Below are 2,874 nucleotides of genomic sequence, written 5' to 3' on the forward strand. Positions count from 1 at the left end.
GGTCGGCCCAGCAGTTCCGGGCCGACCGGCAGATGGCGCGCGCGGTCGCTGGGGCGGCGGCGCGGATGCGCCACGCTGCCCGGCTTGGGAATGCTGGGCTCGACCGGGAACACGCGCGTGCCGGGTACCACGCCTTCGACGTCGGATTGCGGCATCAGGAACAGCTTGTCACCTTCGAAGCCGACCACTTCGGCCTCGATCTTGCCGCCGTTCGGCAGCGGCACGGTGCAGGCGGCGCCGACCGCCAGACGCAGCCCGACCGCTTCCATCACCAGGCCGGCCACGCGGGTGACGCGGCCGGACACCTGCATCGGCTCGACAAAGCCGACCAGCGCGCTGCAATCGTTGAGATAGGCTTTCCAGCGGCTGGCGTGGGTGTTGACGTCGGTGAGGGCGGCGCTGCGGTCGACGGTATCCATGATCTCAGTCCAGCCAGTCCACTTCCTTGCCCAGCGCGTTGCTCAAACGCTGCCAGCGCGAGGCGGCGGTGGCGTCGATCTGGTTGCTGGGCGTATCGACCTGGCAGCCGCCGCGGCCGACCGAGGGGTCTTCCACCACGCGCCAGCCGCCTTTTTCCAGTTCTTCGCCAAGGCCATTGCGCACGGTCGGCGCGTCATCCGGATGCAGCACCAGCAGCGCCGGCTGCTGCAGCACCGGCAGGTATTCGATCGCTTCGCGCACGATGGGCAGGATCAGCTCGGGCTTGACCTGCAGCGCGTTTTTCAGCATGCCCTTGGCCAGCTGCAGCGCCAGGTCCAGCACTTCGTTGGCGATCAGCTGGTCGGCGTTCTGCAGCGAGTTGCTGAAGTTGTCGGCGATCAGGCGCACCTGCTCCAGCTCGCCCTTGAGCGCCTCCTGGCCGGCGGCCATGGCGTCGGCGTGGCCGGCCGCGTGGCCTTCGGCATGGCCCTCGTCATAGCCTTCCTTGCGCGCCGATTCGCGGATTGCTTCCAGCTCTTCCACGGTAGGATAGGCGATCGGCGGCGGCAGCGGCGGCCCCATTTCCATCTGTTCCTGCTGCGCCTCCAGCGCCTGCTGCACGCGCTGTTCGGCGGCGATGCGCGCCTGTTCGGCCGCGCGCTCGCGTTCCTCGGCCTCGCGCAGCGCCACCGTGCTGGGACGCTCGTCGCCAAACGAGGTCATCTCCCAGCGCTTGAATACCGGCTGCGCTTCTTTCGGTAACATGGCCATCAGACGAAGGAATCCTCACCTTTACCACCGAGCACGATCTGGCCTTCGTCGGCCAGGCGGCGCACGATTTGCAGAATTTGTTTTTGCTGGGTTTCCACTTCCGACAGGCGCACCGGGCCCTTCGATTCCAGATCCTCGCGCATCATTTCCGACGCACGGGCCGACATGTTCTTGAAGATCTTGTCGCGCAGCTCCTGCGAGGCGCCTTTGAGTGCGATGATCAGCATTTCCGACTGCACTTCGCGCAGCAGCAGCTGGATGCCGCGGTCGTCGATATCGATCAGATTGTCGAACACGAACATTTCGTCCATGATCTTCTGCGCCATATCGTTGTCGTAATTCTTGATGTTGTCCATCACCGAGCTTTCCTGCTCGCCCGACATGAAGTTGAGGATCTCGGCCGCCGCGCGCACGCCGCCCAGCGTCGATTTCTTGATGTTTTCGTTCCCCGACAGCAGCTTGGTGAGCACGTCGTTCAGCTCGCGCAGCGCGGCCGGCTGCACGCCGTCCAGGGTGGCGATGCGCAGCACCACGTCGTTGCGCAGGCGGTCGGTGAAGTGGCCGAGGATTTCGCAGGCCTGGTCGCGCTCCAGATGGACCAGGATGGTGGCGATGATCTGCGGGTGTTCGTTGCGGATCAGCTCGGCGACGGATTGCGAATCCATCCACTTCAGCGATTCGATGCCGGACGCGTCCTTGCCGCCGAGAATACGCGACAGCAGCACCGAGGCCTTGTCATCGCCCAGCGCCTTGGTCAGCACCTGGCGGATGTACTCGTCGGAATCCAGGCCCACGGTGGAGGCGGCCGCCACCATGTCGCGGAAATTGTCGAGCGTGCCGACCACCTCGTCGTGCGGCACGTTTTTCATGGTGGCCATGGCGGCGCCGAGTTTCAGCACCTCGCGCGGGCCGAGGAACTTCATCACCTCGGCGGCCTCGGTTTCGCCCATCGCCAGCATCAGGATGGCGGCTTTCTGCAGTCCGGTATTCTCAGTCATTGGCGCCTATCCATTCCTTGATGACGTTGGCAACGATACGTGGGTCTTCCACCGCGAGTTTCTTGGCCATTGCCAGGTTTTCGCGGTAGCCGCGCGCGGTATTTTCTTCCATCTTGCGCAATTCTTCCTCGGCGATGAGCGCCTCGTCCGGTTCTTCCGGTTCCGGCTCCTCGGGCACTTCCGGTTCCGGCTCCGGCGTATTGATCTCGTCGATCTTCTTGAAGACCGGGCGCATCATCGGACGCACGATGCGCAGCACGATATACAGCAAGATGAGGGCGGTGATCAGGAACTTCAACAGATCCTTGGCCATCGGCAGATTGGCCGGATCGCGCCACCATTCCGGCGGCGGTTCGTACGGCTTGTCGACCCCGTCGAATGGCGAGTTGGCCACACTGACGGCATCGCCGCGGTCCTGGTTGTAGCCCATCGCCTGCTTGACCAGATCATTGATCTTGGCCATTTCTTCAGGAGTATAAGCCTTGACCGTGACTTTGCCATCCTTGCCGATGATGCGCTTGTAATTCACCACCACCGCCACCGTCAGGCGGCGCAATCCGCCCATGCCGCGTTGCTCGTAGCGCACGGTCTTATCGACTTCGTAATTGGTAGTCGACTCCTTGTGGGTCGGGCCGGCGTTGGCGGCCGCGGCCGGCGTGGTGCCCGGCGGCGTGCCGGGCACCAC

At 64.2% G+C, this 2,874-nt stretch carries 3 protein-coding genes and 1 pseudogene; all 4 read right to left on the bottom strand.

Annotated elements, in window-relative coordinates; genetic code table 11:
• Window positions 1-419: pseudogene (locus E4L98_RS01485) on the bottom strand (flagellum-specific ATP synthase FliI); the annotation flags it as partial.
• 4 nt (window positions 420-423) lie between these two features.
• Complete coding sequence (locus E4L98_RS01490) at window positions 424-1,191, bottom strand: flagellar assembly protein FliH (protein WP_135199796.1); 768 nt, start codon at window positions 1,189-1,191, stop codon at window positions 424-426.
• Window positions 1,191-2,189, bottom strand: coding sequence for a flagellar motor switch protein FliG (gene fliG / locus E4L98_RS01495; RefSeq protein WP_135199797.1), 999 nt, complete (start codon window positions 2,187-2,189; stop codon window positions 1,191-1,193). The genes E4L98_RS01490 and fliG overlap by 1 nt, the downstream gene beginning before the upstream one ends.
• Window positions 2,182-2,874 (bottom strand): flagellar M-ring protein FliF C-terminal domain-containing protein (locus E4L98_RS01500; protein WP_307722069.1); only part of this gene is annotated, 693 nt, incomplete at its 5' end. The genes E4L98_RS01500 and fliG, both read right to left, overlap by 8 nt.

It is taken from the genome of Duganella callida, from assembly GCF_004614165.1.
Lineage (GTDB): Bacteria > Pseudomonadota > Gammaproteobacteria > Burkholderiales > Burkholderiaceae_D > Rugamonas > Rugamonas callida.

Excerpts from the sequence above, each read along its gene's own strand:
- E4L98_RS01490 (WP_135199796.1), bottom strand. The coding sequence starts at position 1,191 with ATGGCCATGTTACCGAAAGAAGCGCAGCCGGTATTCAAGCGCTGGGAG.
- fliG (WP_135199797.1), bottom strand. The coding sequence starts at position 2,189 with ATGACTGAGAATACCGGACTGCAGAAAGCCGCCATCCTGATGCTGGCG.